Source organism: Amycolatopsis sp. PSD-21, assembly GCF_055561455.1.
Genome location: NZ_CM145712.1, coordinates 240,439 through 266,822 on the forward strand (window position 1 = coordinate 240,439; position 26,384 = coordinate 266,822).

Genomic DNA, 26,384 nt, shown 5'->3' on the forward strand with positions numbered 1-26,384 from the left:
GAACCCCGGCTCGACCGGGACCTTCGGCCAAAACGACGGGGGGGGGGGTACGTATTTCGCGCACTACCTGTCCCGGCGCGCGATCCACGCCGCGGCCTGCGTGCGGCGCTGCATGCCCAGCTTCGCGAGTACCGACGTCACGTAGTTCTTCACCGTCTTCTCGGCGAGGAACAGGCGTTCCGCGATCTCGCGGTTGGACATGCCCTGCCCGATCAGCTCCAGCACCTCACGCTCGCGTTCGGTGAGGGAGCCGAGCTCGTCCTCGGGCGGATGCCGCAGCTTGTCGAGCACCCGCGCCGTCGACAGCGGATCGAGCAGGGACCGGCCCGCCGCGACCTCGCGGACCGCGTTGACGACGTCCTGGCCGCGGACCTGTTTCAGCAGGTACCCGGCCGCGCCTGCCATGATCGCGCCGACCATGGCCTCCTCGTCGTCGAACGCGGTCAGCATCAGGCACTGCGGCGGGTTCGGCTTCGACCGCAGCTCGCGACAGAGCGCGATGCCGTCGCCGTCGCCGAGCCGGACGTCGACAACGGCGACGTCCGGCTCGACGTGCATCGCCACGGCCAGGGCCTCGTCGACCCCGCTCGCTTCGGCGACCACCTCGATGTCGGGCTCGTCGGTGAGGAGGTCACGCAGGCCGCGCCTCACCACCTCGTGGTCGTCGATGAGCAGCACCTGGATCGGCATACCCCCACGTTACTTCGCGGCGGCCCAGTAAATCGCCCTGGCCACCTGCGAGTACAAGCCCTTCGGGTGATCGCGGAACAGCGGTTCGGTGCCGAACAGCACCGCCCGTCCGCCGAGTCCCGAGGTCCCGGACACGACCGCGGCCTGTCCCGCCGCCTGCAGCGGCCCGCCCGTTCCGTCGTCCCGCGTCCGCCAGTGCCCCGCGACCAGCGGATTCCCGCTCGCGTAGCGCTGCTCGACCTTGACCGAGGAGCCGAGATCGGTGAACCAGAACGGCCCGTAGACGAACGAGTCCGGCAGCGCGCCGCCGCCCACCGGGCCGGTGCCGTTGACGACCGAAACGACGCCGTTCCCGTCTTCCCAGCCCGCGACCGGACGTGCTTCGAGAAGTCCCACGTCCGTGTTGAACCGCGCGCCGGTGGCACCTCGGGTGACCACGCCGCCGCGGGCGAGGAAGGCGCGCAAAGCGTCCTTCGCCGCCGGGTTGAGATCGGTGTACCGCAGTCCCGAAGAGACGAACAGCAGGTCCACCCGGGACCAGTCGAAGCCGGCGTTGAGCACGGCCGCCGACACCGGCCGCACGTCGAAGCCCATGTCCCGCAGCGCTTTCAGCTCGTCCGGACCGACGGCGGCCGCGATGGTCTTCCGCGTCAACGGCGTCGCTGTCCCGCTCGCTTCGGTGAACCGGACGCCGTAGCGGTCCGCCACCTCCGCGGCGGCCTGCCGGGCCGACGCGGGGACGACGATCGTGCCGTCGTCGGTGCGGCCGAGAGCGAGCCCGCGGTTCAGCAGGTCGTTGGCGGCGCTGACGTCCTTGCCGTCGACGAGCTTCAGCGCGAGGTCCCGGCCGGGCGCGGCGTCGACGCCACCGGTCGGCGACGCCGCGACGACGTCGTGCGCCCGGACGTCGAGGCGACCCTGCTTCACGATGTCGACCGACGCGCCCCACAGCAGGCGATGGCTCCAGCCGGAGATGTCGTACATGACCGGCACCTTCGCCGAGATGTCGCTGCCCTGCTCCAGCATCACGTTCGCCAGGCCGCGTTTCGGCTGGTGCATGTCGACCACGTACGAACCGGCCGGGTAACGGCGTCCGGCCAGCGAGAACGGGCGATCCGCCTGCTTCACGCGGACGTCGTTGGCCACCAGGTGGTCGACGAGACGCGAAGCGGCGACGGCGGAACGCTGGTCCGCGCCGGCGGGAATGACGTACGCGCGCGGGAACTCGGTGCGGTAGCGGTCTTCCGGCCCGAAACCGGGCACGAACCCGTCGGGGATCTCGCGCTGTGCCTCGCCCGCCGTGCCGCGGCGGAACATCTCGATCTGGTTCGCGATGAGCTCGCCGCGGTTGCGGTCGACGTACTGCAGCGTGCTGCCGATGGTGGCCTCGACGACCTCGGTATTGATCACCGCGCGCCGCTGGAGCTCCGCCACCGGCTGCGTCTCGTAGTCCGCGTTGTTGACCCGCATCGGGACTTCGATCGTGAAGGACACCGCGCCGTGGTACATCGCGTACTGGGCGGTGTAGATCGGCGCCCAGCCGTCCCAGCTGCCGGGCTCGTAGTCGCGGAACGGGATCTCGGGCTTCGCCGTCTCCGGCCGCCCGAGCGCCTGGACCGCCTTCTCCATGCCGAGCCCGTTGGCGTACCCGTGCTTGATGTAGAGGTCGAAGTCGTAGTTCTGGCCGTGCGGCGGCGTGGTCGGCTCGATGAGCGTGTTCGCGACGTAACCGTGTTCGTCCAGCATCATCAGCGGCTGCTTGCCGATGGCGATCCCGCGCATGGCCCGCACCTCCGGCTGCGACGCGGTGACGAAGTCGCGGTTGGGGTCGAAACCCTGCGACGTCTGCCGCGTGCCGGCGACACGACCGTCCGGATTGGCCGTGACGTTGAAGTAGAACCGGTTCCGTTTCAGCAGTTCGGCGGTCTGGCGGTCGTTCGACGTCGCCAGCTTCTCGATGACGCGGAGCGCGCCGTCGGTGCCTTCCCATTCGTTGCCGTGGATGTTGTTGTTGATCCACACCGGCGCCTTGTAGCCGTGGCGCAGGAACGGGTCGCGCGCGGCGCGGGCCGGGTCGTTCTCGATCAGCGACCGCCAAGCGTCCTGCCGCCGCGTCTCGGACGGGCTCTCCGGCGCGGTGATCGTCACCAGGTAGAGGTCCCGGCCGAGGCCGGACTGCCCGGCGATCTCGACGGAGATCCAGTCGCTGCGCGCCTGCAACGCGTTCAGCTTCGGCGCGATCGCGTGATACGGCGCGAGCCCGAGCTTGATCGACTTGTCGGCCGCGTTCTCCGGGTACACGCGCAGCTTGGTCTTGCGCGGGTAGCCGGAACGGTCGCCCGCGACGTTCTCGCCCGCCGCGGCCCGCGCGACGCTTATCGGCTGATCGGTCGCGGCGATCTCGTTGCGTTCCGGCCCGTTGCCGGGGTCCCGGTGCGTCGTCGGTGGCGGCGCCGCATAGGCAGGCGCGGCGACCGCGCTCAGGGACAGCACGAGGGCGAGGAACACGGTGCGAGCCGAACGCGACAAGGGCCACCTCCAGGGGAACGTCGGCACAGTGTTTCCGCCGAACGAACGCCCCACAAGACCCGAAAGGCGGCTATGTCGATCTGGAGCCGTTCGGGCTTTCGGCCAAGGTCTCCTCGAGAGATTCCCGCAGTAGGTTCAGCGAGCTTCCTCTGTCGGGCGACGTGATGCTGTTCAGCCACGCCACCCGCATCTCGTGCAGGTCGAAGTCGTCGGCTTCGCTCATCAGCCGTCCGACCGCGTTGCGGAATGGATCCTTGGGGTCGACCAGGATGCGGCCGATGGGGATGTCGTGACGGTGGATGTAGTTCAATACCTCCTGAACCTTTTCCTTGTCGTTGCTCAAGAGCATGGCGAGCAGGCTGACCTGGCCCGAGTCGATGACCTCCGTGTAGAAGTTGATCCGTTCCCGGTCCATCGCCCGCTGTTCGCGGTCGACGATCCGTGCCCGCCGGATTTCCTCGAGCGAGTGCCGATGCAAAGCGCCTTCTCCAGTGAGCCGGAACAGCGTGCTGGCATCTCCCCAGGAAATTGGGCCTTCGCGAAGTGGAATCATGTGGGCGAGTGCGGTGTCGGCCTTGTCAGCGATGCCCTCGATCTCGTCGAGTCCAGCCTTGCGGACCATCGGCCGTAGGCGGTCTTCGGCCGCGTTGCGGATCGCGTCGAGATGATCGAACTTCGGTTGCTTGATGAGCCCCACCGGGTCGCTCACGTGCCAGGCCACGGTGATGTCGCCATCGACGATGGCGCCTTCTTTCTCCGTTTCGAAGACACTGGTGAACCGCATGGTGGTACGAGAGATATCCACTTCATAGAGGCGTTTGATCGTCTTCGCCCGAGCCATCCCGAGCGTAAGCTTGATGACCCCGGTGGTCGAGCCGACGTGAAGGTTCGAGCAGGCCCACATGCCGTCGTCGCACTCGGCCACAAGGACCGTTGTAGGCCTTCTCTTCAGTTGATGGCGGAAAACGGTACGGAACAGCCGGGTGTGACGGCGCACCGAACTCCAGGATTCGTAGGCGGAGTCAGCGGGCATCGGAGATCTCCTTGAGTGATCGGGCAAGCGCGTTTCTCAGCGGTGCGGTTTGACGGGGGTCTTCGGCGAAGGCCTTGCGCAGGTAGAAGCTGAGCCGACGGATCAGGATGTCGTCAGGGCTTGTGAAGAGCAGACGCAGCAAGCCGGCGATGTGACTGTTCGACTCGGCTTTCCATTCGGCCTCCACCGCCCACAGGGTCAATCCGGAGAGCGCCTTCCGTCGAAGCTTGCCGTCCTCCAGTAAGGCCGTGATCAGGATTCTGACCGCGGCCGTGTCCCCTTCGGCGAACGAGATCGTCCGCCCGTTGAGGGACAGCGCGGTCAGTGCGCAGCGCAGGGCGATCTGCCGGGAAGTCGCACCGCCTTCAAGTATCCAGACCGGCAGTGTGCTCAAGACAAGACTTCGATTATTGGGCTCGGCGAGTAACGAACTTATCGTCTTTTCTATTTCGATCCCTAATTCCGGCGTGGCGTTCTTGGTCAGCCGGCGAAGACGGAGTAGGGCGAACTCGGGTTGACTGCGGCCGAACTCGCCACCAAGGGCGATGGCTGCAGTCATCCGGCAGCTCAGTTGGGTTCGGGGATTGCACCACGCGTGGAGGAAGTTCTTGATGACCCGAACGTAGGAACTGTTCGCAGACATCCCTCGTAATGTCATCGCTGCCAGCGACTGAAGACTCTCCGAGCCATCGTATGCCCAGTTGATGACCCAGTCCATCACCTGGCGTTCCGCAGCCTTCGCCAGCAGGGTGCCGAACCGGGTCATTGACTGGTCATGGCCTGTTGCGCCCGGAATCAGGATGGAACGACTCACGCCGGCCAGCCAGTCTTGGATGATCGGGCGAATCCGCTCATGCTCCTTCCAGACGTACAAGAGCAGTCGCTCACCCCAATCCGGCCTGGAGAAGATGATCGGTTCCGGGTCGACAGGCATGAGCTCGTCAGCGGGGCGCGGCTTCGCCTGGGCCCGCCGGAGCCGGTCGCCTCTGCTTTCCCAGAACAGGTTCGGCGGCCGGTAAGGCCAAATTTCCCTGTTCTCCGGGTTCTTGAGAACCTCTTCCAGTTCTTTCGAGGCCGCCGCGATAGTGTTGTAGGGGCAGTCTTCGAAAAAGGCGATAGAAATGGCCAAAGCTCTTATCTGCAGATCCTTGTTCTTCTCGAACCAGGATTTGACATCCTCGTCCTGCCGTCGGTAGAGGTTCTCCTTGACCTCTTCGATGTCGTAGTGCCCTTGAGCGGCTTCGTGCAGCTGGCGTGCGACCTCGGCTCCCCGGCTCGGCCTGCTGTAGTCAGGAAGTGCCCTGTCCAGCTCGACTTGGCCGAGAAGGCCCGCGTGCTGGATTTCCGGTATACCTCTGGCTTTGAGATGGGCCTTCGCTACGTCCGCGGTGTCCGGCGCGACGATCTCAGCGAGATAGGCCTTTACGTTCGGGTCACGCACATCCTCGGCACCGAAGGCGATAACCAGGAACGAGCCACTTTCCCGGAGGAACCGTTCAAGGCTGAAGAGCGTCCGCCAGGTGAGTCCGTCGGCCCAGTCTTTGGTGGTTATGTCGTCCCACAAATAGCCGGTCGGGACGGTGGGCTTTCTCAGTGTGGCGAGGTCGTTGAGCGGCCGAAGCGGGTCGAGCTGCTGTAAGGCATCGAGGTTGAGATCGATGAGCATCCGTACGCCGGCGAGGGTCCGTCCGGTCGACCGCCCACAGAGGACGAGCACCCTGCGTTCACGCAGGACGCGAAGCGCGTTCTGATATCCGCCCGGATGGCAGAACGCCTTGATCGCCTCCTTGACCATGGCGTCCGGTACCGGTCCGTCGACCAGGCTGGTCGTGACTTCCGGTGCGTCGGTGCGGTCTGTTTCTTGTGGCTGCGGGCCGAAGTTGTTGAACGTGTTGTTCACGGTGCCCGAGTTCTCCATCACCGTGTTGCCGGTGACAGCGGCCTGGGAGTCGGGTTCCGGGGCGGGGACTGGGATCTCGCCATTCTCCAGCGTTTCGGTCACGGGTTTCCGCCGGGCTGCTGGTAGGTCGCGGTGATCTTGCCATGGTTCGCGCCGAGGAAGTTGTTGCCCTCCAGCCCTCCCTGGATGACTATTCCGCCAGGCGCGGGCTGCCCGTGCGGTGCAGAAGCCGGCTGTTCGAGGGGCTGCGCTGACGGTTCGGGCAGGGACAGCTCGCGGACCCGCTCGGCATCGAGACCAGGAACCCAGATCCAACAGCCCTCGGTGAATTCCTTGTTGATCACCTCCACTTTGCCGAAGTCATGCGGCAGCAGGCGCTGGGTGTGCCGGCTACGCACCGCGACCCGGTAGGCCTGGTCGGACACGACGAGCGCGACCGTCACAGGGTTCTGATCCGGCATACGTCGAACGACCCGTTTGAACTCGGCCGCGTCCAGCAGCCGGGCGAGCTCGATCGTGGGTCGTTGAAAATTGTCTTCTTCGGTGATGCGTACCGGCGCCGTGTGTACTGCAAGCCGGAGCCTGATCGCCGGACGATGAGCCCTGTTGTGTAAATAGAGCTTGCCCTGCAGGAAGTAGGCGGCATCGATCAAAGCAGGCAGCTCGGATTCGGGATAGACGGCCAAAGCCCCGTCGCCGGTCGACGAGTAGTTCGCCCGGCTCCGCTCCTCGACTCCGACATGTTCCAACGCTTCAAGGACGAAATCCGTGGCATTCCCCCTGACCTCCTCCAGCAGGTCGTCGTCCACACTCGACGATCCGATCACGTCGTAGCCGAACAGGGCGCCAGTCTTGGGCATCTGTCGCATGGTTCGCACCTCTCTGTGGCGGTATGCACGAAGAGTTTTAGGTGCGAAGGCAATCCGTTCTCCCGGAAAACCGGGGGACGGGAGATCAGGGCTGTGCTAGAGGCCAGCTGAGGAGCCGGTGCGGATCGTTCATGACGATCTGCAGCCGCCCTGTCGAGATCAGGCCTGCGGCACGCAGCGCGACCAGGACCTCATCCACCGATTTTTCTGCCGCCGCGACGCTTTGGGCGAGTTCTCTACGGCTGAATCCGCGGATGACCACTTTTCCGCCGGGCTCCGGGCTTCCGTACATAGCGGCCCATGAGGCCAGTTTTCGGCTGACCCGAGCGGCCACACTCTCGGACGCATAGGAGAGTCGCTCCTGATCAGAATCACGCAGGCGGTCGCGTATGACGCTGAACACATGGGCCATCGCTTCAGGGTGTCTGCGGATGAAGGAACGGAAAGCCGACCTGGAAACCTCGGTCACCTCCCCGTCCACGCGTCCGGTACCGCAGGTCGAACGCGGGATTCCTTCCAGCGCGCTCGTTTCGCACAGCAGGTCGCCGGCACCTCGGAAGCCGAGAATGAGCTCGGTTCCCGCTGGGGAGATCATGTGGACCTTGATCGAGCCTGACTCGACCAGGAACACATTCCCTGGCGCGTCGCCTTCCATGAAGAGCTGATCACCTGCGGTGAACTTCCTGGTCGTTCCCAGCTTCCGGAAGTCGGAGAGCGTGATTCGCCCTAGCCGGGAGGCGAAGGTCGACCTGGGCGCACCATCCACGCATCCAGTCTCACTGATCATCCGACCTGCTGGTACCGCCCGAACGGGCTGATTGATCGGGCGCGGGGAAGCGGATTTCGTTCCGGTCGATCTTGGCGTTGGCCGCCTCGATCAGGTCCACGCCGAGACTGTTCGCGAGCTGGAGGAGGTACAGCGTGACGTCGGCGAGCTCGTCGACCACGTTGTGTGCCAGCTCGGGATCGGAGCGCCACTCCGCGGACTCCTCCGGGGTGAGCCATTGGAACAGCGAAGTCAGCTCGCCGACTTCGCCGGACAGCGCCATGACCAGGTTCTTCGGCGTGTGGAAAGGTTCCCAGTCCCGTGCTGCGGCGAAGTCGCGGAGGCGCTGGTTGAGATCGTCGAGTGTCACGTGCCGTGCCTACCAGATCGTCACGGTGCGCTAACGGCCGTATGGCGGACGCTCGTTGACGTGCAATTTGCAAATTGCATAACGTCGCTCCGCGTCGGGAGACCGATCCGGAAGGAAAGCCTTGACGTACCAGCGAAGCCTTCGCTCTCGCGTGCTCTCCATCGCGTTCGTGCCGAGCGCGGCCTTGGTGCTCGTCGCGTTGTTCATCGGCGGATTCCTCGTGCAGCAGGCCATCGAGGACCGCGACGACGCCGAGAACGGGGCGGTCACGCTCGCCGACGCGAGCCGCGGGATCGCGTCGCTGCAGCGGGAGCGGGCAGCCGCGTTGAAGGCGCCGGGCAGCCGCTCCGCCACCTACACCGCGTACGCCGACCGCATCGACACCTCGCTTTCCTCCCTGCGCGAGATCGTGCGGGCGGCCCCCGATGCCGAGGTCGGCTACCAGCAGACGATCGCCGTCGAACTGCTCACCGTCGTCGAAGGCATGGACCGCAGCGATTCCCTCGCGGTCGCCGGGATCGACGACGCGGGGCGGCGCGACTACGCCGCCGCCGTGGGCGCCTACCGGTCCAGGCTCGACGCGATCGCCGGAAAACTGACGGAAAGTAGCCGTCGGAATTACCGGGAGCTCGTCGGAAGTGAGGACTGGGGCCGGTTCACCGCGGTCGAAACCGCGTTGAGCGCGGCCACGCCGCCGCCCGTCGGCCAGGAGTCCTGGCGGGTCGCGGCCGGTGTCGTCGGCCGGACCCTCGGTGACCTCGCCGCGCGCCAGATCGAGTACTCGGCGCAGCTCGCGGTCGACAGCGGACGCCGGGTGCTGAGCGGAGCCCTCGCCGCCGCCACGGCGATTTCGCTGCTCGCGGGGGTGGTGATGGCGATCGTCATGCAGCTCGCCCGCCGGCTGCCGACCCCGATCCCGACCTGGTCACACCTGGTGAGCGATTACGCCGAAAAGAGCACGCTGTTGGCCCACACGAGTCGGCGAAGCGGTCGGGCAGACTTGTCCGGGTGAGTTCCCCGACGGATCTGCGCCCCTACCTGCGTACCTTGGACGCGGAAACGCTGGCGGACCTGCTGCACGCCCAAGCCGAGCGTGACCCTGCGTTACGGCAGGCCCTGGAGAGCCGCTTCGCCACCCAGGGGAGTGATGTCGCCGAGGCGCACCGTCTCCTCGACACCGCCGTGCTGGCGGGGAACGTCGAGTACGCCGCGAAGGTCGGTTCCGTCCTCGACACGCTTCAGCGGCTTCTCGACGCCGGCAGCCGGGCCGACCTCGCCCCGCTCGCCCGCCGGACCGTGGACGACATCAGCGAAATGCTGGAGCAGATCGACGACGCCTCGGGCGAGGTCGCGGACCGCCTGGACCGGGCCGTCGAGCTGTACGCGCGGGCCTGCGTGGCGCATCCGCCGGATCCCGAAAGCCTGGCCGCCTGGATCCTCGAAGTGGAGTTCGATGGCCCCGGCTGGCCCGTCATCGACCTTGCCGACTTCGCCTCCGCTCTGGGGGACAAGGGAATCGCGCGGATAAAGTCCACAGTGGACAGCGTGCTGGCCGAGCAGCCGTCCGGCGCGAAACGCGAGACGGCCGAGCGCCTGCGCGAGGAGCTGGCGGAGGTGTCCGGTGACGTCGACGCGCTCGTCGCGATCCTCGCCGCCAAGCCGCCGCGGGTGGACGTCAGTCTCAAGATCGTGCGCGTGCTGCGCGCGGCGGGGCGGCACAGCGAGGCCATCGCGCATGCGGCGCGGGCGCTCACGCACGACAAGAAGGAAGAAGCGCCGCCGACGGAGAAAGATCCTTTGTCGCGCAAGGACTTTGATGAGAACCCCACCGCCGCGACGTACCTCGCGCTGCGTGAGGAGTCGCTGGAAACGGGGCGCTGGGTCGCGCAGCGGAAGACCGCACTCGCCCGATTGCGTGAACTCGCCGCCGGGAGCACGGAGGCCGCCGACGAACTCGTCCGCGCGTTGCTCGGCGAGGACCGCGCCGACGAGGCATGGCGGGCGGCGGTGCGATTCGAGGCCTCATTGCCGGTGCGGGTCGAACTCGCTGATTCCCGTTCCGTCGCCCATCCCGCGGAAACCATTCCCGTGTACCGGGACCATGTCGAAGAATTGATCACCCGGAAGGATCCGAACGCCTACCGCGAAGCGGCCCGGCAACTGCGCAAACTGCGCACGGCGCACAAAAAGGCCGGTACGGCTGAAGAATTCAGCTCGTACCTCGGCACATTGGTGGAAATACACAAACGCAAGACGCGGCTGATCGCCGAGGTCAAAGCGGCGAGAATCGCGATTCCCAAACCGGTCAGGGCGTAACCGCGCCCGCCGCCTATCGTTATTCGAAGCGAACCGAGGAAAACCGGCGAAGAGGGTGAAGTCGCGGTGGTCGGTGAACCGGTGTCCCCCCGCGTCCTCCCCGCGACCGGACCCCGTGTTCCGCGCCCAGGGCCACCGCGACGAGCCCGGCCGGGTCCGCGTGAAAACATGTCGCCATGAGTCCGGTCAGCCGTGCCCGCAAGAAGGCAGCCCAGCCCTCCACTCCGAGTGTGACGGGCCTCTTCAAGGACGTCCTCCGGGACTTCTCGACCCTCGGTGCCGAGCCCGAGGTGCTCGACGTCGAGCTGCTGACCTCCGAAGTGCTCGGCCAGTGGTGGGAGATCGAGCTCGAAGAGGACGAAACGCCGCTGGGCCTGGAGCTCATCGCGTTCGCCGAGCGGAAGATCACGCCGGCCGCGGCCGCCCTCCTCGCCGGGCTGCGGGTCTTCGCCGAGACCGAGGAGGAGCGCGAGGCGGCCGCTTCGGCGCTGAACACCGTGCTGGGCCGCGGCATCCCGGAACCGGAATGGGCGGCGGACCTGGCCGCGGTAACCGTCGGGGAGTGCTGGCGGACCGGTGACGTCTTCGGCGACGAGTCCTCCCTTCTGTGCGTCTTCACCCGCGGCGGTGCCGAACACGGCTTGCTCGCGCTGGTCGACTTCACCGAGGGTGGCCGGATCCGCGACGTTGTCGTGGTCGACAAGCCGCAGGACGTGCTGGCCGAGATGCGGCAGCAGGCCGCCGACGACCCGGAGCTGGTCACGCTGGAGCGGGTGCTGCCCGAGCGCGCCCACCAGCTGCTGGCGGACGGGCTGGCCGCGACGGACGTCGTCGAGGAGCCCGACGTCAGCGAGGACTACGCGCGGTTCCACGCGCTCGCGCTGGCCTGGATCCGGGCGCTTCCCGCTCCCGAGCCGTCGCCCGAGATCACCGAATGGCCCGAGCAGGTCCGCGAAGAGGTCGTCGCCGACTTCATCGGCTCCGGGCTCGTGGAGGACACGGAGGCGACGCGGTTCTACGCGCGCTTGCTCGTCGACTACGGCTGTGAGACCGAGCCGGGCAGCCCGCTGCGGGTCGGTCCCGAGAAGCTCGCCCGGTTCCTCGAATCGCTGCTGGACGGGGAATTCGAGATCGACGAGGCCTACGAAGACGCGCTGGAGCCCGCTCTCCTCGGCTGGGTCACCTGGGCCGCCGACCGCGCCGGGCTCCCCGAGGCCGCGCGTGTCGCGCTGCTGGAGAGCGCCACCGAGTTCCTGGAGGAATTCGCGCAGGACGAGGACTCCGCGCTCGACGTCTACTTCGACGGCTCCGAGGGGATCGAGGACCCGGCGGAACTCGCGGAAGCCCTGGCGCGCCGGATGTTTGCCGTCCCGACGGTCTACGCGGAGATCGGGGACGAGGAGCTGGAGCTCGAACCCGCCGACCCCGAACAGCGCCGTCTCCTGGTGATCGGCGAGCACCCCGAGTACCACGAGGCGCTGGCCGAGGAGACCTTCGACGGCGAACCGCGGATGCGGCTCGCGCTCAAGACCACGGTCGTCGACCAGCTCTGGGCCGACGAGCCCGCCGAGGTCTGGCAGGCCGTGCGGCGGCTGAGCGAGACCGGGCAGGAGCGGGAGGAGATCTTCGACCGCCTCATCGACGCGCTGTCCGCCCAGCTCACCGAATCGGGCGAGCACGAGATGGACTACGACGTCGACGACTACCGGAAGGCGCTCGACGAGCTCGCCTGAACCCCGTTTTCCCCGGTCACACCCCTCCCCCCTTGCCAACCCACCCCATTCTGTCTAGTCTGTCTAGATGGAAGCAGCAACCTGGCAAGTGCAGGACGCCAAGCAGCGGCTGAGCGAGCTGCTGCGCCGCGCCGCGTCCGATGGGCCGCAGTTCGTCACGAAACATGGGGAGGAGGTGGCCGTGGTGCTGGACATCGTGGATTACCGCAGGTTGACCGGAAGCGGTGAAGCCGTCGATTTCAAGCTCGTGCTCTCCGGAGAGCACCACCATCCCGAGTACGGGGAGGCGCTGGCCGACGTACTGGAGGAGATCGCCGCCGAACGCGCGGAAGACCTGCCGAGAGATGTCGTGGAGGTGAGCGGGTGAGCTTTCTGCTGGACACGAACATCGTGTCCGAGGCTCGGCGCCGCACGCAGAACCCGGGTTTCGCCCGGTGGTGGGGTGGAGTGTCGTCGAGCAGGCTCTATCTGAGCGCGCTGACGGTGGGGGAGATCGAGAGGGGGATAACGAAGCTCAGGAATCGAGGCGAGCGGGACAGGGAGCGCGCGGAAGCGCTGACCGAGTGGCTGTCCGGGCTCACCGCGCAGTTCTCGGAACGGATCCTTCCGGTGACCGCCGAGATCGCCGCCGAATGGGGCAGGCAGTACGCGCCGCGCAAAGTGCCGTCCATCGACGGGCTGATCGCCGCGACCGCCCGGGTCCACGACCTGACCCTGGTCACCAGGAACCTCGCCGATATGGCCGGGCTCGGTGCGCAGGTGCACGATCCGTTCGACTGAAGGAAGCTCCGAGAGGATCAAGACGTCCGGACGCCTTGATCGGCCGGAGTGCGGCTTGCCGAAGTGTGGTCTGCCGAAGTGTGGTCTGCCGAAGCTCGGCCCGCCAGAGTTCAGGCCTGCCGAAGCTCAGCCCAGAGGTGCCGCGGGAGTGCCCTTGCTCTCCGTGACTTGCGGCTTCTTCCGGCGGCGGTCTCCACGGGCGTCGTCGAAGTCGACGACGAAGGCGCCGGCGGCCATGGCCACCAGGAGTGCGAGTCCGAGTATCGAGCCGACCCAGGTCAGGATGATCGAGAACATCGTGAGCCTCCTCCCTGCTCAAGGTCCTTTTCGAGACCTCGTGAACCCCTGAGACAAGGGTCGCCTCGGGGGCCTGTAGCCGGTATCGGCCAACCGGTTACACGTACTGAGCGTGGATCGGCCGATCGGCCGAGGAATGCCACCGCCCGACAGCGGTGCGCGACCAGCGGGCACCACCGGCTCTCCGATGGTGCGAAGGCTGGTCTTTGTGAGGGAACGGCCGGAAGTCGCCCGTGTGATCGGGTCCCGACGAAGTGATCTTGGAACCCGCCGTGAACGCTCGCCGTGAGTAGAGAATCCGTGCTTGCCCGGTTACGCCGTGTCGTGGTCTCACCGACGTGCCTCGCGAGTCATGCCCGATCACGCGTGTTACGCCCCCGATCACGCGAGTTACGGCCTCGATCACGCGAGTTGCACCCTCGATCACGTGAGTTACGGCCTCGATCACGCGAGTTGCACCCTCGATCACGCGAGTTACGCCCCCAGTCACGCGAGTTACGGCCTCGATCACGCGAGTTACGCCTCCCAAGCACGCGAGTTGCACCCTCGATCACGCCAGTTACGCCTCCGATCACGCGAGTTACGGCGCCAATCACGCATGTTGCGCCTTCGATCACGCGAGTCACGGCCCCGATCACGCGAGGTCGGGCTTCGGCCACGTGAGTTCCGCCCTAGATCACGTGAGTTGCGGCTTCGGCCACGTGAGTTGCGCTTTAGAGCACGCGTGTTGCGTCCCCGCGCACGTGAGTCACAGCTCCGATCACGCGAGCTCCAGCCTCAGAGCTTGCGCAGCCGGACCCGGTTGATCGCGTGGTCGGCGTCCTTACGGAGGACGAGGGTCGCCCGGGGCCGAGTCGGTTTGATGTTCTCCATCAGGTTCGGCTCGTTGATCGTGCGCCACAGGTGGCGTGCCTCGGCGCGGGCCTCGTCGTCCGGGAGGCCGGCGAAGTGGTGGAAGTGCGACGCGGGGTCCGCGAAGGCGGTGTGCCGCAGCTTGAGGAAGCGCTCGATGTACCAGCGTTCGATGTCGGTCGTCGGCGCGTCCACGTAGATCGAGAAGTCGAACAGATCGGAGACGGTGAGCCGAGGGCCGGGCTGAAGGACGTTCAACCCTTCGAGGATCAGGATGTCGGGTCGCTGAACGACCTGTTCCTCGTCGGGAAGGATGTCGTAGGCGAGGTGCGAGTACACCGGAGCGCTGACCCGTTCCGCCCCGGACTTCACGTCGGTGACGAACCGCAGCAGTGCCCGGCGGTCGTAGCTCTCCGGGAAACCCTTGCGGTGCATGATCCCGCGCCGCACCAGTTCCGCGCGCGGATAGAGGAACCCGTCGGTGGTGACCAGGTCGACCCTGGGGTGATCCGGCCAGCGGGCGAGCAGGGTGCGCAGGATGCGCGCGGTGGTCGACTTGCCGACGGCGACGCTTCCGGCGATCCCGATGATGTACGGCACCTTGGTGCCCCGACTGTCTTCACCGAGAAAGGTGGTGGTGGCCTCGTACAACCGTTGCCGGGCGGCGACCTGGAGATTGATCAGCCGGGAGAGCGGCAGATAGACCTCGGCGACCTCGGCCAGGTCGACCTGTTCGCCGAGACCGCGCAGCCGCAGCAGTTCCGCGGCGGTCAACGGCAGAGGGGTCGACCTGCGCAACTCGCGCCACTGCTCACGGTGCAGCTCGACGTAGGGACTGAGCTCACGGACCCGCGGCATCGCACACTCCTCGCCCGTCGCCTGCGCTGGCGCCGTACAAAACCGTGTTGACGAGTTCTCGGCGGGTGAACGTGCCTCGAACCGGATGAAGCCGCTTTAACGGTAGGGCTTACGGCTCGTGAACGCGCTGCGATGTGATGTACCCCGCTTCAGGGCGTTACCGTCCGTTACGGGTACGGCCCGGCGTGAAGACCTCGTTCCACGCCGCGGCGACCTGCCGTGCGCACGACGCGGGCGCGACGCCGCCGAAACCGGTACCGAGTCCGGGCATCGCGATCGTGTGGACGAGATCACGGATCCGGCCCTGGTCGAGCCTGCCGTCACGCCATTGCCGGAACACCGCCCGGGCGGCCAGGTACGGGTGCACGGTGTCACGCGGGAGGCGTTCGCCGGGTTCCCGCATCGTCGGCGCGCTGATCAGCCAGGCGGGCTCGGCCTCGCCGGTGGGCACGACCACCGCTTCGCCGATCGGGAGCTCCCCGCCGTGGTAGGCGAGCACCGCGCTGCGCACGTTCTGCTCGACCTCGGGATAGGCGCGGGCATAGACGGCGTCGATGCCGCCGCGCATCCAGCCGTAGGAGTTCGCGGGGCTGACGACGGCCTGCGCGACGACGTCGAGCACGGACCCGCGGTGCACGAAGACCCGGCCGTCCACCGTGTCCGCGACGGTCGTCCAGGCTTGTGCGAGCAGGTCATCGACGGCGCACAACACCAGCTCCGGAGTGGGGCGGTCCGAGAGGGGAGGAAAGGAGGAGCCGGCGTCCTCGTGGCCGGTGCGCGTGCCCGGTTCGGCGGTCACGCCCTAAGCATGACAAAAAAAGCCACCCGGCGTAACCGGTGCGCGTACCGGCTGTCCGAGTGAAAGTCGCCACCCGCGCCGTGCGTAATCTGGCGGGGTGTCACGGATCGCTTACTTCGGCCCCCAGGGAACCTTCACCGAACAGGCCGCGCGCCGGCTCGCCCCCGGGGAGGAGCTGATCCCGGCGGAGACCATCCCGGCGGCGCTGGCCGCGGTGCGCTCGGGCGCGGCCGACGCCGCGTGCGTCCCGATCGAGAACTCCGTGGAGGGCGCGGTCACCGCCACCCTCGACAGCCTGAGCGAGGCCGAGCCGCTCGTCGCCGTGGCGGAGGTGCTGCTGCCGGTGCACTTCAGCGTGCTGACCCGGCCGGGCACCACCGAGATCCGCACCGTCGCCAGCCATCCGCACGCGCTCGCCCAGGTCCGCCACTGGGTCGAGGCGAATCTGCCGGGCGCGCATCCGGTCGCGACGTCGTCCACGGCGGCGGCCGCGGTCGCGGTGGACGCGGGCGAGTTCGACGCCGCCGTCACCGCGCCGGTCGCCGTCGAGCACTACCCGCTGGAGGTGCGGGCCACCGAGGTCGCCGACGTCCGCGACGCCAAGACCCGGTTCCTGCTGGTCCGCGCGCCCGGCGAGCTGCCGGAGCCGACGGGGGCGGACCGCACGTCGATCGTCGCCGCCGCGACGAACCGGACCGGTGCCCTGGCCGAACTCCTCACCGAACTGGCGGTCCGCGGCATCAACCTGACCAAGCTGGACGCCCGCCCGACCAGGAACAACTTCGGCGAGTACCGCTTCTTCATCGACTTCGAGGGGCATGTGGCCGAGCCCCGGATCGGCGACGCGCTGGCCGCGTTGCGCCGCCGGTGCCGGAACGTCCGGTTCCTCGGCTCCCACCCGCGCGCGGACAACGGCACGACCGAGATCGAACCGGGCGCCGCCAACGAGGATTTCACCGACGCGATCGGCTGGGTCGAGTCGGTACGGAAGGGAGCACAGGCGTGAAACTTCTCCTCGTCCGCCACGGCCAGACCGAAGGCAACGTGCGTGGCGCGCTCGACACCGCACTGCCGGGGCCGCCGCTCACCGAGCTCGGCCGCGAGCAGGCCCAGAGCCTCGTGACGCGGCTGGACGGCGAGCCGATCGTCGCGGTCTACGCCTCGCAGGCGGTCCGCGCCCAGCAGACCGCCGCGCCCCTGGCGGCCGAACGGGGCTTGGACGTCCAGGTCCTCGACGGCGTGCACGAGGTCGCGGCGGGCGATCTCGAAGGCAAGACGGACAAGGACTCGATCACGACCTACATGAGCGTCGTGCGCCGGTGGACGCTCGGCGAGCTCGACCCGCCGATCCCCGGCGGCGAGACCGGTGCGCAGGTCCGCGCCCGGATGCTCGACGCGGTCGCCCGCCTCCGCGCCAAGCACGAGCAGGCCGACCCCGACGGCACGGTGGTGCTGGTGAGCCACGGCGGCGCGATCCGCCTCGGCGGCGAATGGCTCGCCGGGAACGTGACCGCCGAGGTCGCCAACCAGGGGCTCATTCCCAACACCGGGATCGTCGAACTCGTCGCGGCCCCCGCCGGCTGGACCTGTCTCACCTGGGCGGACGCCCCCGTCGAGGCCTGACCAGGGACGTTTGCCTCCGCGCCCGCCGGGGAATACCCCCCACAAGATCGATTAACACCTTGTGGGGAATTAACCGATGGAGCGCAACCCCCACGGCGGACAACACGTCTACTGAACGGTGGGTCACCCGGCATTGTCCGGTTACAGGGAGGCGAATGACCATGATTCGTTCGAAACTGATCTCCATCGGCGGTCTCGTCGCGGGTACCGCCGGGCTTCTGCTGCTCAGTGCCTGCGGTGCGGAACCCGCGCCCGTCGCGCAGAACACGTCCGCGTCGCCGTCGAGTTCGGCGCCGGACACCTCCGCCGCGCCCAGCGCGAGTTCGTCGAGCCCGGCTCCCGCCCCGCAGCCCGCCCAGTCGCCCGCACCGGCGCCGAAGAACGACGGGCTGTGCAAGGCGGGCGACGTCAAACTGTCCATCAAGGACGGTGACGCCGCCGCGGGCACGGTGTACCGCAAGCTCGTCATCACCAATTCGAGCGGGCACCCGTGCACCATCCAGGGTTTCCCCGGCGTCTCCTACGTGACCGGCGCCGACGGCCACCAGGTCGGTGAGGCCGCGTATCGCGACGGCGCCAAGGGCGCCCCCGTCCAGCTCGCCAACGGCGAGAGTGCGGTCGCCGACGTCGGTTTCGTGAACGTCCGCAACTACGACGAGGCGGTCTGCAAGCCCACCGAGACCCGTGGGCTGCGGGTGTACCTGCCGCAGGAGACGGCCTCGAACTTCGTGCCGGTGCAGGGACTCGGCTGCGCGGGGAAGATCCCGGGCAATCAGCTGACCGTCCAGACCGTCCACAAGGGCTAGAGCTGGGTGCAGAGCTGTTCGGCCTGTGCCAGGTGCCGCTGGCCCGAGATCTGGTTGAAGTGCAGGCTGAACACCATCCGGCTGACACCGTCGATATGTTCGGCCAGCGGCCGGTAGGTGTCGTTGGCGGCGGCCGCCGCGGCGGAGAGTTCGCGTGCGGCCGTCATCCGGTGCAGGACTTCGGGGGCTAGAACGGCCACGGTCCGTTCGCCGGGTGCCGAATCGGTGGTGTCCGGGATCGTGCCGACCCTGGCCAGCGCCGAACAAGCGTGTTGCGCGTCTTCGAGCGCCCCCGCGTCGACGCCCGAGAGCGCCCACAGCATGCCGATCACGCCACCGCCGATCACGAAACCGGCGAAGGCGGTGAGTACCTGCGGACGTCTCGAAGGTTCTGTCGTCCCCACGCCGGCCTCCGGCACCAGTGTCTGCTGCATCGCGGACCTCCCCGTCACCCGTGGCGGTGATGGGCTATTTCAGCACCAAAGACCTTTGTTTTCACCGGTCTTGGTGGAGAACCCGCTCCTCCGTGGCCGATTCGTCATCGAAGGCTCCTTGCCGTAACGAGACGAACGCGAAACCGGCTACTCCGAACAGCAGCAGCCCGGACGTGAGGAAGGTCCGGGCCGGGGAACCGAGGGCGTGGGTGAGGACGCCGCCGAGCAGGGCGCCGATCGGGATCGCTCCCCATACGACGGTGCGCCACACGCCGAGGACCCGGCCGAGCAGGTCGCCGGGGACGAGTGTGTGCCGCGCCGTGCCGAGCACGATGTTCACCGCGACCACGGCGGCCGCGAACAGACCGAACAGTGCCGCTCCCGCCACCGGCGAACTCGTTAGGCCCATGCCGGTGAACGCCGCGCCGCAGCAGGCCGTGCCGCCGACGAGGACCGCGCGACGGCTGGTCGCCTTCACCAGCCGCGGGGCGGCGGCCGCGCCGAGCAGGCCGCCGATGCCGCCGACGAACGCGAAGAGCCCGAAGGCCGCTTCGCTGAGACGCAGGTACTCGATCGCGTAGAGCACCAGCTGTGCCTGCGCGAGTTCGCTGACCAGGCTGATCAGCCCGGCGACGACGACCAGCCGCAGCACCAGCCGGCTGTGCTTCAGCCAGCGGAAACCCTCCGCAAGTTCGGCACGGAGGTTGGCGGGCGCGTCGCCGGTGGCTCTCGGCCGGTAGCTCCCGGCGAGGCCGATCAACACGGCGGCCGCGATCGCGAAGCCCACCGAGTTGAGCAGGAACGGGAACGTCGCGAAGAGCGCGAAGGTGAAGCTGCCGACCGGCCCGCCCAGGAAGGTCTGCCCCACGATCTCGCAGGCCTGGAGCTTGCTGTTCGCGCTGTCGAGCGAACCCTCGCCGACGACCGCCGGGATGAGCACGTTCGCGGCACTGTCGGCGACCACCTCCGCGAAGCCGATGAGCAGGGCGGCGGCGTAGACCAGCCAGATCGTCACCCCGCCCGCGGCGACCAGGGCGGCCGTCCCGCCGACGACCACCGCGCGGACGCCGTTCGCGAGGATCATCGCCCGCCGCCGGTCGACGCGGTCCAGCAGCGCGCCCGCCGGGAGCGCGAACAGCAGCCACGGCAGGAACTGGGTCGCCGAAAGACCGGCGATGAGCAGCGGATCCCGGGTGAGGGTGACCGCGAGCAGCGGGAACGCCACCTTGCCGATGCCGTCGCCGAGGTTCGACGCCGCGCTGGAGGCGAGCAGCCAGCGCAACCGCCGGTCACCCCTCCCGCGTGTCGCCGATCCGGCCATGTCCGCCTCCCGGGCATTCGCCGGCGCCGGCCGGCGACAAGGTGTCGAAAGTTTAGCCGGGGCTGTCGCCCAAAGTGGCTGGTTTGTTACACCGAGTTAAGATTCCGGAGAACCCATGGTGCTCCACGCACAAAAATCACCGACCATGCCGCCTTCGGCGCGGAATCCGTCGCGGGGGAGCAAGGGACCTTTGCTACCACCCCGGCGGCGGCTCAGCCCCACCCGAGCTCGTGCAGACGCGCGTCGTCGATGCCGAAATGGTGGCCGACCTCGTGGATGACCGTGATCAGCACCTCCTCGACGACGTCCTCCTCGGTGTCGCACATCTCCAGCAGCGGGCGCCGGTAGATCGAGATCCGGTCCGGCAGCACCCCGCCGTACTCGTGGGTCCGCTCGGTGAGCGCGACCCCGTGGTACAGGCCGAGGATCGTGGGCGACTCTTCGTTGAACTCCTCAACGAGTACCACGACGTTGTCCATGGCGTCCGCGAATTCGGGCGGCAGCTCGTCCAGCGCCTCCGAAACCAGCTCCTCGAACCGCTGCTGCGTCATCTCGACGGGCACGCGATCACCCTCCGGTCTTCGGCGGGGAGGACGACGACGGCGGCGGGGCCTCGCCGGTTCCGACCTTGACGCTCCCGGTGACCGGCGCCAGCCCCTTGTTGTCCGGCAGGACCGCCGCCACCTTGCAGTTCACCAGCGTCGACCCGGCGTCCCAGCTCTCCTGCTCGCGGACGTCCCAGCTGATGATGAGCTTCTTCGCCGCCAGGTCCGCGTTGCCGCTGTACTCCTGCGCGGCCGTCGAGCACTCGGTGTCCAGCCAGGTGTTCTGCTGCTCCTGCGACGGGTAGCCGTCCTTGAACTTCGTCTTGAGGTCGAGCGTCGCGAAGATCTCGTACGAGTGCGCCTGCGCGCAGTCGATGGGGTCGCCGAAGCTGTTGTTGAGCAGCGCGAGGCAGGTGCCCGGCTCCCAGACGGCGGACTGGTTCTGGTCCTTCGCCGGCCCCTTGGTCGGCTGGAGCTTGCCGCCCTGGCCCGCCCACTGCAGACCGCACCGCAGCTGCCGGTCGCCGTCGGCCCACTGCGCGGGCGTCGGCCGGAGCAGGTTCATGCTCAGCTTGCCGTACGGATCCAGCGTGCGGCCGAGGTACGGCTTGACGTCGATCGTGCACTGCGACCTGGAGATCTCCTGCCACTGCTCCAGGTTCGGGCTCGGCGCCCCCGGCGGGTACTGCGCGCCGATGTCGACGATGCTGGTGACCTCGAACAGATGGGCCTCGGCGCACGGCACGCGCCGCGCGTCGGTGGCGTCCGGATTGTTCCAGGTCAGACAGGTGCCAGGAGGAGACTGGAACGCCTCGGCCGCGGCGGGCGACAGTTTGGGGGCGCCGCCGCCCGCACCGCCCTCCGGGCCCACGTTCCACGAAAACGCCACACTCAGCGAAAGCGCGATGATCGCGCCCGCGAACACACCGGCCATGAGGAGCCGGGTGCGCAGGGTGCTCAGCGCGTTTCGCGGATCACGGAACCGCTCGGCCTGTTGAGACATCCACTCCATGATGCCCGCGCCGCACGTAAGGTGCGCGTACCGGGTGGTTAGTGTTGAGACACGGGTTCGGGCCGGCGGGCGATTACGGAGCTTCGATGACGCAGGATGACAACCAGGGGGCACAGGGGCCTCAGGAGCCGCCCAAGCGCGGCTCCATGCGCTTCCAGGACGGCAGCACGCAGGCGCGGCAGCCGTCGTTGGCCGAGCAGCGGGCGCGACAGCAGGCACTGGCGGAACAGGAGCGCCAGGAGGCGCTGGCCGCCGAAGCCGCTCGCGCCGCCGAGAAGAAGTCTTCGACCAAGAAGAAGATCCTGATCGGAACCGGTGTGACGGTCGGTCTGGTCGGTCTGGTGGCGACGTTCTACACGGTCGCGAAGCCGGAGAACGTCACGGCCGTCTGCACCACCAAGGACGGGATCGTCGACCAGGACGACAACTGCGACGAGCGCTACGTGACGTCCCACGGCGGCTACCACTCCGGTGGCTTCTTCTTCATCCCGATCGGCGGCGGCAACTACAACAGCTACCGCTACAACTACGGCGGGTCCGGCGCGATCGGGCAGCGCGTGTCGGGTGGTTCGTACACCGCGCCGTCGAACGCGAACATCAGCACGAAATCGGGCAAGTCCGTCCAGCGCGGCGGGTTCGGCATCAGCGGCAAGAGCGGCTCCGGCGGCAGCGGCAAGAGCGGGGGCTCGTAGGTGTACCGGGATTCCAAGCCGCCCCGGCGGGACTGGCAGAACATCGTCGAAGAGCAGGGCCTGGTCTTCGGCACGCCCGCCCGCGACGGCTCCGGCAAGTCCCGGCCGTACTGGGACGAGTCGGTCCACTACGTCTTCGACATGGACGAGATCCTGTCCGTCGAGGCGGACGTGGAACTGCTGCACTCGATGTGCCTCGAAGCCGTCGACAACGTGATCACCACCGAGCAGTACCACCGCTTCGGCATCCCCGAGTGGGTCTGGCCGCATATCGCCGAATCGTGGAAGCGGCAGGATCCGCACGTCTACGGCCGGTTCGACCTGCGCTATGACGGCAAGAGCCCGGCGAAGCTGCTCGAGTACAACGCCGACACCCCGACCTCGCTCATCGAGGCCGCGGTGCTGCAGTGGCACTGGAAGACCGCGGTCTTCCCCGAGAACGACCAGTGGAACTCGATCCACGAGAAGCTGGTCGAGCGCTGGGGCGAACTCGCCGACAAACTGCCGTCGAACGAACTGCATTTCACCTGGTCGTCGGCCGATCCGTCCGGTGAGGACCACGTGACGACGGCGTATCTGCAGGAGACCGCGGCCGAGGCCGGGCTCGACACCGTCGGCCTGTCGATCGAGGAGATCGGCTGGGACCCGGTGCTCAAACGGTTCGTCGACCTCGAAGAGGCGCAGATGGCGACCGTGGTGAAGCTCTACCCGTGGGAATGGGTGGTCGACGAGGAGTTCGGCCGCTTCGCCGTCGAGACCATGCCGCGCACGCTGTGGGTCGAGCCGCTGTGGAAGATGATCCTCTCCAACAAGACGCTGCTGGCGATCCTGTGGGAGAACTACCCGGGCCATCCGAACCTGCTGCCCGCCTTCGCCGACGACCCCGGTCTGCTGACCGAGTACGTCCGCAAGCCGAAACTCGGCCGCGAGGGCGCGAACGTGCAGATCGTCGCCACCGGGTACGAGACGCAGACCGACGGCGTCTACGGTGCGGAAGGGTTCGTCTACCAGGCGTTCGACCCGCTCCCCGAGTTCCAGGGCTACCGGCCCGCGCTCGGCGCGTGGATCGTCGGGGACCAGGCCGCCGGCCTCGGGATCCGCGAGACCGCGGGCCTCGTCACCGACGACGGTGCGGCGTTCGTCCCGCACATCATCGTCGAGTCGTGATAGAAGCAACCGCACAAACCTGACATTCCTGACCAGCACGTACCTCTGGGAGCACCCTGTGACCACCACCCTTGCGCTGTCCGACACGTTCGGCTCCGACCTCGTGCGAGGGATCGGCGCGATCCTGCTGTACGGCGTCGTCGGCCTGCTGCTGATGTTCGCCGGGTTCTGGGCGATCGACTGGACCACGCCCGGCAAGCTGTCCCAGCTGGTCAGCCGCGGCCTGCCGAACGCGGTCATCGTCACCGCGTCGGGCCTGCTGTCGATGGCGTTCATCGTCGTCGTGGCGATCGCGAACTCCGCCAGCGACCTGACCGAGGGCCTCATCACCTCGCTGGTCTACGGCCTGCTCGGCATCGTCGTCCAGGTGCTGGCCGTCCGGCTGCTGGAGTGGGCGACCCGCATCGACGTCCGTTCGACGATCGAGAGCGAGAAGTTCGCTCCGGTCAGCGTCGTGGTCGCGGCCGCGCACCTGGCCCTCGGCCTGGTCGTGGCCGTCGGCATCTCGTGACTTCTTAACCTGCTGAAACCGGCATCGGCGCACGATTCCCACTAACGTGGGGGTCGTGCGCCTTTTGAGGACACCGGACGACCGGTTTTCGGACCTGCCCGATTTCGACTTCGAACCGCGCTACGCGGAACTCGTCGACCTTCACGGCGGCGTGATCAGAGTGGGATACGTGGAGGCCGGACCCGAGGACGGGCCGCCCGTCCTCCTGCTCCACGGCGAGCCGACCTGGTCCTACCTCTATCGCAAGGTCATCCCGGTGCTCGCCGACGCCGGACTGCGCGCCATCGCGCCCGACCTGGTCGGCTTCGGCCGATCCGACAAACCCGGCGACATGGTCGACCACACCTACCAGCGGCACGTCGAGTGGATGCGCGCGTTCGCCTTCGACGTCCTCGACTTGACCGACGTCACCCTGGTCGGCCAGGACTGGGGCGGTCTGATCGGCCTGCGGCTGGTCGCCGAGAACCCCGATCGGTTCGCCAGGGTCGTCGCGGCCAACACCGGCCTCCCCACCGGCGACACCGACATGCCCGAGCTGTGGCACAAGTTCCGCGACACCGTCGAGAACGCCCAGGTGCTCGACGTCGGGCGGTTCGTCCAGTCGGGCTGTCAGACCAAGCTGTCCGAAGAGGTCCGCGCCGCCTACGACGCGCCCTTCCCGAACGAGATGTACAAGGCCGCGCCGCGCGCGATGCCTTCGCTGGTGCCGATCACCCCGGACGATCCGGCCTCGGCCGCCAACCGGGCGGCGCTGAAGGTGCTTTCGGAACTGGACAAGCCGTTCCTGGTCTCGTTCTCCGACGGCGACCCGATCACCGCGCCGTGGGGCCTCGAACTGCGGGGCTCGATGCGCGGCGCCCGCGAACTCGAGCATCCGACGATCACCGGGGCCGGCCACTTCCTGCAGGAGGACGCGGGTGGACGGCTGGGCGAGGTCATCGCGCGCTTCGTGCACTCCTGAACGCACTCCAGCGACTAAGGGTCTGGCTGGGGTGCTGGAGGAGTGGTGTCGCGAAAGCCACTTTCGGGACATCAGACGTCTCGAAAGTGGCTTTCGCGACATGATCGCCAGGGCGGTACCGGGCCCCGGCGAGACGGACGTCCGGTCAGGAGATGGCGGCCAGCGCGTCGGTGATGATCCCGAGGCCTTCGGCGGCCTCTTCGGCGGTGAGCGTCATCGGTGGCGCGATCCGCAGCACGTTGCCGTGCAGCCCGCCCTTGCCGATCAACAGCCCGCGCGCCTTGGTCTCCTCCATCATCCGCGCCGCGGCGCCCGGGTTCGGTGTCATCCCGCCGGGCTCGACCAGTTCGACGCCGATCATCAGGCCCTTGCCGCGCACGTCCCCGATCAGCGGATTCCCCGCCGCGCGCAGGCCGTCGAGCAGTTCGTTGCCGCGGGCGAGCGCGTTGGCCTGCAGGTCGTGGTCGGCGATGTGGTCGAGCACGGCGGCCGCGCCCGCCATCGCGACCGGGTTGCCACCGAAGGTCGAGATCGAGTTCGCGGTGAGGCAGTCGACGAGGTCGCCGCGCGCCACGAGACCGCCGATCGCGAGACCGTTGCCGAGGCCCTTCGCGAAGGTCATCGCGTCGGGGACGACGTCGTGCGCCTGGATCCCCCAGTAGTGTTCCCCGGTCCGCCCCCAGCCGGTCTGGACCTCGTCGGAGATGAACAGGATCCCGTACTGGTCGAGGACCTCCTTCATCGCCTTGAACAGGCCGTCCGGCGGTGAGCTGAAGCCGCCGACGCCCTGGATCGGCTCGGCGATCATGCAGGCGACGTCGCCCGAAGTGCCCGTCTCCAGGACGTCGACCAGGTCCGCGACGCAGGCGTCGATGTACTCGGTGTCCGAAAGCGCCCGGAACGGGCTGCGGTACCGGTAACCGCCGTGCACATAGCTCACCTTCACCGGGCTGAGCGACGACGCCGACCAGCCGCGGTTGCCGGTGATGCCGACCGTCGCGAACGACCGCCCGTGGTACGAGTTCCGCATCGCCAGCACCTGGTTGCTGCGCCGGTACTGGGTGGCGAGCATGAGCGCGGTGTCGTTGGCCTCGGTCCCGGAGTTGGTGAAGAACACCTTCGCGTCGGGGATGCCGGAGAGCTTCGCGATGCGCTCGGCCAGTTCGACCTGCGACCGGATCAGGTACAGCGTCGACGTGTGCAGGATGCCGGTGTCGAGCTGCTTGCGCACGGCGTCGCTGATCGCCGAGACGTCGTAGCCCATCGAGTTCGTCAGGATGCCCGCGAAGAAGTCGAGGTAGGTGCGCCCGGTCGAGTCGATGACCCGGCGGTCCTGCGCGTGCACGATCTCGATCGGCTCGTCGTAGTAGAGCGCCAGCCACGACGGCAGTACCGCCTTGTGCCGCGCCAGCAGGTCCGCATCGGTCATCGGGTTTCTCCGTCCGCAGCAGGGAGATCTCAGTATGGGGACGGCCCGAAACGGGCGGCAACGATCAGACTGTCGGGTTATCCGCGCGGAC

27 protein-coding genes are annotated in these 26,384 nt (G+C 67.9%); 12 read left to right on the forward strand and 15 right to left on the reverse strand.

Annotated elements, in window-relative coordinates; all coding sequences use genetic code 11:
• Positions 1-63: 63 nt before the first annotated feature.
• The 7 genes from ACZ1DY_RS01275 to ACZ1DY_RS01305 all read right to left on the reverse strand — a co-directional run bounded on the left by ACZ1DY_RS01275 (position 64) and on the right by ACZ1DY_RS01305 (position 8,157).
• Positions 64-690: a response regulator gene (locus ACZ1DY_RS01275; protein WP_034309658.1), complete on the reverse strand. Its 627-nt coding sequence runs from the start codon at positions 688-690 to the stop codon at positions 64-66.
• A gap of 9 nt (positions 691-699) precedes the next feature.
• Complete coding sequence (locus ACZ1DY_RS01280) at positions 700-3,219, reverse strand: M14 family zinc carboxypeptidase (RefSeq protein WP_465483387.1); 2,520 nt, start codon at positions 3,217-3,219, stop codon at positions 700-702.
• A 70-nt stretch (positions 3,220-3,289) separates the two neighbouring features.
• Positions 3,290-4,252: a hypothetical protein gene (locus tag ACZ1DY_RS01285; protein ID WP_465483388.1), complete on the reverse strand. Its 963-nt coding sequence runs from the start codon at positions 4,250-4,252 to the stop codon at positions 3,290-3,292.
• Positions 4,242-6,254, reverse strand: coding sequence for a hypothetical protein (locus ACZ1DY_RS01290; RefSeq protein WP_465483389.1), 2,013 nt, complete (start codon positions 6,252-6,254; stop codon positions 4,242-4,244). Before ACZ1DY_RS01290 ends, ACZ1DY_RS01285 begins: the two co-directional genes overlap by 11 nt.
• Positions 6,251-7,021, reverse strand: a complete 771-nt coding sequence (locus ACZ1DY_RS01295) for a hypothetical protein (RefSeq protein WP_465483390.1) — start codon at positions 7,019-7,021, stop codon at positions 6,251-6,253. Before ACZ1DY_RS01295 ends, ACZ1DY_RS01290 begins: the two co-directional genes overlap by 4 nt.
• Positions 7,022-7,106: 85 nt before the next feature.
• Positions 7,107-7,787, reverse strand: a complete 681-nt coding sequence (locus tag ACZ1DY_RS01300) for a Crp/Fnr family transcriptional regulator (RefSeq protein WP_465483391.1) — start codon at positions 7,785-7,787, stop codon at positions 7,107-7,109.
• A gap of 10 nt (positions 7,788-7,797) precedes the next feature.
• On the reverse strand, positions 7,798-8,157 hold the full coding sequence (locus ACZ1DY_RS01305) for a nucleotide pyrophosphohydrolase (RefSeq protein WP_465483392.1): 360 nt from the start codon (positions 8,155-8,157) through the stop codon (positions 7,798-7,800).
• 121 nt (positions 8,158-8,278) lie between these two features.
• Here ACZ1DY_RS01305 and ACZ1DY_RS01310 point away from each other — a divergent pair, with 121 nt between their 5' ends.
• The 5 genes from ACZ1DY_RS01310 (at position 8,279) to ACZ1DY_RS01330 (ending at position 12,986) form a co-directional block, all read left to right on the forward strand.
• The gene (locus ACZ1DY_RS01310) at positions 8,279-9,169 is read left to right on the forward strand and encodes a nitrate- and nitrite sensing domain-containing protein (RefSeq protein WP_465483393.1); all 891 of its coding nucleotides are present in this window, start codon (positions 8,279-8,281) and stop codon (positions 9,167-9,169) included.
• Positions 9,166-10,473, forward strand: a complete 1,308-nt coding sequence (locus ACZ1DY_RS01315) for a hypothetical protein (RefSeq protein ID WP_257483667.1) — start codon at positions 9,166-9,168, stop codon at positions 10,471-10,473. Before ACZ1DY_RS01310 ends, ACZ1DY_RS01315 begins: the two co-directional genes overlap by 4 nt.
• A gap of 176 nt (positions 10,474-10,649) precedes the next feature.
• Positions 10,650-12,206 (forward strand): DUF1841 family protein, encoded by a 1,557-nt coding sequence (locus ACZ1DY_RS01320; RefSeq protein WP_465483394.1) that lies wholly within the window; start codon positions 10,650-10,652, stop codon positions 12,204-12,206.
• 67 nt (positions 12,207-12,273) lie between these two features.
• A complete protein-coding gene (locus ACZ1DY_RS01325; protein WP_192747445.1) occupies positions 12,274-12,573 on the forward strand; it encodes a type II toxin-antitoxin system Phd/YefM family antitoxin in 300 nt (99 codons plus the stop codon).
• The gene (locus tag ACZ1DY_RS01330) at positions 12,570-12,986 is read left to right on the forward strand and encodes a type II toxin-antitoxin system VapC family toxin (protein ID WP_192747446.1); all 417 of its coding nucleotides are present in this window, start codon (positions 12,570-12,572) and stop codon (positions 12,984-12,986) included. Before ACZ1DY_RS01325 ends, ACZ1DY_RS01330 begins: the two co-directional genes overlap by 4 nt.
• A gap of 126 nt (positions 12,987-13,112) precedes the next feature.
• Here the strand turns inward: ACZ1DY_RS01330 and ACZ1DY_RS01335 are convergent, their stop codons facing one another.
• The 3 genes from ACZ1DY_RS01335 to ACZ1DY_RS01345 form a co-directional block, all read right to left on the reverse strand.
• Positions 13,113-13,283 carry a hypothetical protein gene (locus ACZ1DY_RS01335; RefSeq protein ID WP_167551706.1) on the reverse strand — a complete coding sequence of 57 codons (171 nt, stop codon included), beginning with the start codon at positions 13,281-13,283 and terminating at the stop codon, positions 13,113-13,115.
• A gap of 777 nt (positions 13,284-14,060) precedes the next feature.
• Positions 14,061-14,993 (reverse strand): type I pantothenate kinase, encoded by a 933-nt coding sequence (gene coaA / locus ACZ1DY_RS01340; RefSeq protein ID WP_126732485.1) that lies wholly within the window; start codon positions 14,991-14,993, stop codon positions 14,061-14,063.
• Positions 14,994-15,150: 157 nt separating this feature from the next.
• Positions 15,151-15,792: a macro domain-containing protein gene (locus ACZ1DY_RS01345; RefSeq protein WP_126732484.1), complete on the reverse strand. Its 642-nt coding sequence runs from the start codon at positions 15,790-15,792 to the stop codon at positions 15,151-15,153.
• Between the two features lie 97 nt (positions 15,793-15,889).
• Between ACZ1DY_RS01345 and pheA the strand changes: the two genes are divergently transcribed.
• The 3 genes from pheA (at position 15,890) to ACZ1DY_RS01360 (ending at position 18,221) form a co-directional block, all read left to right on the forward strand.
• The gene (pheA, locus tag ACZ1DY_RS01350) at positions 15,890-16,798 is read left to right on the forward strand and encodes a prephenate dehydratase (RefSeq protein ID WP_257483668.1); all 909 of its coding nucleotides are present in this window, start codon (positions 15,890-15,892) and stop codon (positions 16,796-16,798) included.
• A complete protein-coding gene (locus ACZ1DY_RS01355; protein WP_126732482.1) occupies positions 16,795-17,415 on the forward strand; it encodes a histidine phosphatase family protein in 621 nt (206 codons plus the stop codon). Before pheA ends, ACZ1DY_RS01355 begins: the two co-directional genes overlap by 4 nt.
• 155 nt (positions 17,416-17,570) lie before the next feature.
• On the forward strand, positions 17,571-18,221 hold the full coding sequence (locus tag ACZ1DY_RS01360) for a DUF4232 domain-containing protein (RefSeq protein WP_126732481.1): 651 nt from the start codon (positions 17,571-17,573) through the stop codon (positions 18,219-18,221).
• Here ACZ1DY_RS01360 and ACZ1DY_RS01365 read toward each other — a convergent pair.
• From ACZ1DY_RS01365 to ACZ1DY_RS01380, 4 genes are all read right to left on the reverse strand, one after another.
• On the reverse strand, positions 18,218-18,655 hold the full coding sequence (locus ACZ1DY_RS01365; RefSeq protein WP_126732480.1) for a hypothetical protein: 438 nt from the start codon (positions 18,653-18,655) through the stop codon (positions 18,218-18,220). The two genes, ACZ1DY_RS01360 and ACZ1DY_RS01365, sit on opposite strands and share 4 nt — an antisense overlap.
• A gap of 61 nt (positions 18,656-18,716) precedes the next feature.
• Positions 18,717-19,976, reverse strand: a complete 1,260-nt coding sequence (locus ACZ1DY_RS01370; RefSeq protein ID WP_465483395.1) for an MFS transporter — start codon at positions 19,974-19,976, stop codon at positions 18,717-18,719.
• A 212-nt stretch (positions 19,977-20,188) separates the two neighbouring features.
• A complete protein-coding gene (locus ACZ1DY_RS01375) occupies positions 20,189-20,539 on the reverse strand; it encodes a metallopeptidase family protein (RefSeq protein WP_034309691.1) in 351 nt (116 codons plus the stop codon).
• A gap of 4 nt (positions 20,540-20,543) precedes the next feature.
• The gene (locus ACZ1DY_RS01380) at positions 20,544-21,524 is read right to left on the reverse strand and encodes a septum formation family protein (RefSeq protein ID WP_465483396.1); all 981 of its coding nucleotides are present in this window, start codon (positions 21,522-21,524) and stop codon (positions 20,544-20,546) included.
• A gap of 95 nt (positions 21,525-21,619) precedes the next feature.
• On the opposite strand from ACZ1DY_RS01380, the gene ACZ1DY_RS01385 reads away from it, so the two are divergent.
• Genes ACZ1DY_RS01385 through ACZ1DY_RS01400 form a run of 4 tightly spaced genes read left to right on the forward strand, consistent with a single transcriptional unit; the run spans position 21,620 to position 24,864 of the window.
• The gene (locus ACZ1DY_RS01385) at positions 21,620-22,225 is read left to right on the forward strand and encodes a hypothetical protein (RefSeq protein WP_465483397.1); all 606 of its coding nucleotides are present in this window, start codon (positions 21,620-21,622) and stop codon (positions 22,223-22,225) included.
• Positions 22,226-23,392, forward strand: coding sequence for a glutathionylspermidine synthase family protein (locus ACZ1DY_RS01390; protein WP_465483398.1), 1,167 nt, complete (start codon positions 22,226-22,228; stop codon positions 23,390-23,392).
• A 58-nt stretch (positions 23,393-23,450) separates the two neighbouring features.
• A complete protein-coding gene (locus ACZ1DY_RS01395; protein ID WP_061980368.1) occupies positions 23,451-23,903 on the forward strand; it encodes a DUF350 domain-containing protein in 453 nt (150 codons plus the stop codon).
• A gap of 55 nt (positions 23,904-23,958) precedes the next feature.
• Positions 23,959-24,864 (forward strand): haloalkane dehalogenase, encoded by a 906-nt coding sequence (locus ACZ1DY_RS01400; protein ID WP_457958857.1) that lies wholly within the window; start codon positions 23,959-23,961, stop codon positions 24,862-24,864.
• 145 nt (positions 24,865-25,009) lie between these two features.
• Here ACZ1DY_RS01400 and ACZ1DY_RS01405 read toward each other — a convergent pair whose 3' ends face one another.
• Positions 25,010-26,293 (reverse strand): aspartate aminotransferase family protein, encoded by a 1,284-nt coding sequence (locus ACZ1DY_RS01405; RefSeq protein ID WP_465483399.1) that lies wholly within the window; start codon positions 26,291-26,293, stop codon positions 25,010-25,012.
• Between the last annotated feature and the right edge of the window lie 91 nt (positions 26,294-26,384).

Bases quoted from the DNA above. Each gene is read 5' to 3' on its own strand.
- ACZ1DY_RS01275 (WP_034309658.1), bottom strand. From the start codon at position 690: ATGCCGATCCAGGTGCTGCTCATCGACGACCACGAGGTGGTGAGGCGC.
- ACZ1DY_RS01285 (WP_465483388.1), bottom strand. From the start codon at position 4,252: ATGCCCGCTGACTCCGCCTACGAATCCTGGAGTTCGGTGCGCCGTCAC.
- ACZ1DY_RS01295 (WP_465483390.1), bottom strand. From the start codon at position 7,021: ATGCGACAGATGCCCAAGACTGGCGCCCTGTTCGGCTACGACGTGATC.
- ACZ1DY_RS01320 (WP_465483394.1), top strand. From the start codon at position 10,650: ATGAGTCCGGTCAGCCGTGCCCGCAAGAAGGCAGCCCAGCCCTCCACT.
- ACZ1DY_RS01325 (WP_192747445.1), top strand. From the start codon at position 12,274: ATGGAAGCAGCAACCTGGCAAGTGCAGGACGCCAAGCAGCGGCTGAGC.
- ACZ1DY_RS01335 (WP_167551706.1), bottom strand. From the start codon at position 13,283: ATGTTCTCGATCATCCTGACCTGGGTCGGCTCGATACTCGGACTCGCA.
- coaA (WP_126732485.1), bottom strand. From the start codon at position 14,993: ATGCCGCGGGTCCGTGAGCTCAGTCCCTACGTCGAGCTGCACCGTGAG.
- ACZ1DY_RS01360 (WP_126732481.1), top strand. From the start codon at position 17,571: ATGACCATGATTCGTTCGAAACTGATCTCCATCGGCGGTCTCGTCGCG.
- ACZ1DY_RS01365 (WP_126732480.1), bottom strand. From the start codon at position 18,655: ATGCAGCAGACACTGGTGCCGGAGGCCGGCGTGGGGACGACAGAACCT.
- ACZ1DY_RS01370 (WP_465483395.1), bottom strand. From the start codon at position 19,976: ATGGCCGGATCGGCGACACGCGGGAGGGGTGACCGGCGGTTGCGCTGG.
- ACZ1DY_RS01380 (WP_465483396.1), bottom strand. From the start codon at position 21,524: ATGTCTCAACAGGCCGAGCGGTTCCGTGATCCGCGAAACGCGCTGAGC.
- ACZ1DY_RS01385 (WP_465483397.1), top strand. From the start codon at position 21,620: ATGACGCAGGATGACAACCAGGGGGCACAGGGGCCTCAGGAGCCGCCC.
- ACZ1DY_RS01405 (WP_465483399.1), bottom strand. From the start codon at position 26,293: ATGACCGATGCGGACCTGCTGGCGCGGCACAAGGCGGTACTGCCGTCG.